The following is a 2,606-nucleotide window of genomic DNA, read 5'->3' on the forward strand; positions in this document are numbered from 1 at the left end:
CGCCGGGTGTCGCCGGGACGGTGGCGACCAGCTTCGACGGCTACCCGATGGCCAAGCGCGGAGAGGCCGGCCGCGCCCTCGGATTAGCCGCGTTCTCGAGCGTGACAGGCGGCGTGATCAGTCTTTGCATCTTCCTCGTCGCCGCGCCGCTGGGAGGGTATGCGTTTCAGGCGATTGCCGGCCTCTTGCAGATAACTAACGCCGTTTTGGCTGTCGAGGAAGCGGGCTTGATGCTGGTTCAGGGGTACTATTTCGCCGAGCCGATGCCATTCGATGCCCTGGTGCGGGGGTTTGAGCAGCGGCGGTAGTGAGGCCGCAGGTTCGACAACAGGGGCCTGACAGCATTCTGCCGCGCGCCGCTGCGAGTCAGCGCAGTCGGGTGGAAGAGGAATCGGCAATCGGCGCTGATGCGTCAGGGGGCAATCAAAAGATCGGCGAGCTTCAGTACCACGCCTAGGATGGCCAAGCCACCGATCAGCCAACGGGTTTGTGCGGCAAGCGCCTGGTGGAGGCTCACCTCGAGCTGACTGAGGCGCTCCTGCAGGCGCGCCTCGACCTCCTTGATCTCTTTCTGCAGGCGCGCGTCGACCTCCTTGATCTCTTTCTGCAGGCGCAGCTCGGTCTCGCGCACATGGCCCTGAGTGGCCAAATCGCTGATCTGCGGGAAGCGCGCTTCGAGCGCATCGAAGGCCTGCGCAATCACCTCGGCGCGCTCGTCGTCGTTGGAGGTTTGTTTCAGCTTGGTGTAAAGCTCAAAAGCGGCGCTCATCAACGGCTCCCTGGTGCTCCGGCAATGGGCCTGAGGCATCTGCGCTGCACTATAGCACCGGTCCAGCGCACACAAACCCAGTATCGAGCCTTACGGCGCGACTGCAATAGGTGCCCCGATGCCTTGTAGGAACCCGCTTGCGGGCGACGCACCTGTCTTGCACAAGCAGGTGGCTGCTGGAACCTAGGGAATCACCACCTCAGTCTGCGGCAGCGTTGCACGCAGGCGCTCGGCGAGCGTCACCTTGGCGTCGGCATCGCCATGGACCAAGTCGATGTGGCGCGGCGAGGTTGGGATGCCGTTGACGAAGTCGATCAGGTCCTGCTGGTCGGCGTGCGCGGAGTAGCCGCTGAGGGTGCGCACCTGGGCGCGGATAGGGTAGCGCCGCCCGTCGAGCTGCACGTAACCGCCGCGAGGACCATAGCGCTGGATGTCGCGTCCGGGGGTGCCGGCAGCTTGATAGCCGACGAACAGGATGTCGTGGCGGGAATCAGCGAGCATGGCCTTGAGGTAGTTTATCACCCGGCCGCCGGTGCACATGCCGCTGGCGGCGATCACCACCGCGGGATGGCCACTGTGCGCGAGGTAATTGACCATGCGCTCATGGTCGGCGTGGCTGTCAACCGTCACCAACTGCTCGAACGCCAGCGGATGGCGTCCGGCACCCAGGCGCTGCTGGGCCTCGGCATCCCAGGCTGCGTGCAGGCGCCGATAGCCGGCGGTGAAGTCGGCCGCGAGCGGGGAGTCGAGCACGATCTGCAGATCGCGCCAGGGCGCGTGCTTGTGGCCCGAGGCGCTGCCATGCGTATGCAGCAGTTCTTCCAGCTCATACAGCAGTTCTTGGGTGCGTCCGATGCTGAACGCCGGAATCAGGACGGTGCCGCCATCCTGCAGGGCATGCTCGACGGCGGCGCGCAGCTGATCGATGCGCTCGGCGCGACCCTCGTGGCGCCGATCGCCATAGGTGCTCTCGAGCACGAGCACCTCGGCGCGCTCGGGCGGGTGCGGCGCCGGCAGTAGCGGGGTGTTGGTGGCGCCGAGGTCGCCGGAGAAGATGATGCGCCTGTCCGTCTGGCTGTCCAGGTTCGCAGCGCGACCCGAACCAGCGCTAACGGCAGCGGCTGTGCTCACAGCAGCCGCAGCGCCATCGCCACCGGGCGCGCCAGCGACGGCGCACTCCACATAGGCAGAGCCGAGGATGTGCCCGGCCGGCTGCAGGCGCACCTGCAGTCCGTCGCAGACCGGGTGCCAGTGATCATAGGGCAGTGCGATCAGGCGCCGGCCCAGCTCGTTCAGCACCTGCTCGATCAGGCGCCGGTTGCGGGTGAAGCCGACCTTGAGGGCGTCTTCCAGCACCAATGGCAGTAGCTCGGCCGAGGCCGGGCTGCAGAGGATGGGGCCGCGGTAGCCGGCGGCGAGCAGATAGGGCAGTCGCCCGACGTGGTCGATGTGCACATGGGTGATGACCAGCGCCTTGATCGGTTCGACCGGAAAGCCGATCGTCAAGCGTTCGGAGCCGGCGCCATCGGGCCCAGCCTCGCTGCCCTGAAACAGCCCGCAGTCGATCAGCAGCGAGCGCCCGTCGGCGAGTCGCAGCTCATGGCAGGAGCCAGTAACACCGTCGATGGCGCCATGGTGGAGAATGTCCATCCGCAAGGCCTCTCATTAAACAAGGTATCGATTTCGCTGCTGAGGCTGCTGGCGCGGATTCGGCGCTGAGCGACTGAGCATTCGAAAAGTGATTGACTCGCTGTGATGACGACTTATAATGGCCGGCTTCGACAGGCGCGTAGCTCAGCTGGTTAGAGCACCACCTTGACATGGTGGGGGTCGTTGG

The 2,606-nt window shown here is 65.6% G+C and carries 3 protein-coding genes; 1 reads left to right on the forward strand and 2 read right to left on the reverse strand.

Translation table 11 applies throughout. From position 1 onward, the window contains the following. Positions 1–308 (forward strand): tripartite tricarboxylate transporter permease (locus ACY693_RS18130; RefSeq protein ID WP_462323211.1); only part of this gene is annotated, 308 nt, incomplete at its 5' end. Positions 309–412: 104 nt separating this feature from the next. Here ACY693_RS18130 and ACY693_RS18135 read toward each other — a convergent pair. Together ACY693_RS18135 and ACY693_RS18140 are read right to left on the reverse strand one after the other, a co-directional pair. After that, positions 413–769, reverse strand: a complete 357-nt coding sequence (locus ACY693_RS18135) for a DUF1640 domain-containing protein (protein ID WP_462323212.1) — start codon at positions 767–769, stop codon at positions 413–415. Between the two features lie 183 nt (positions 770–952). Further along, entirely contained in the window at positions 953–2,419 is a 1,467-nt protein-coding gene (locus tag ACY693_RS18140; protein WP_462323213.1) for an MBL fold metallo-hydrolase RNA specificity domain-containing protein, read from the reverse strand. Positions 2,420–2,606: the final 187 nt, after the last annotated feature.

It is taken from the genome of Halochromatium sp., assembly GCF_054919635.1.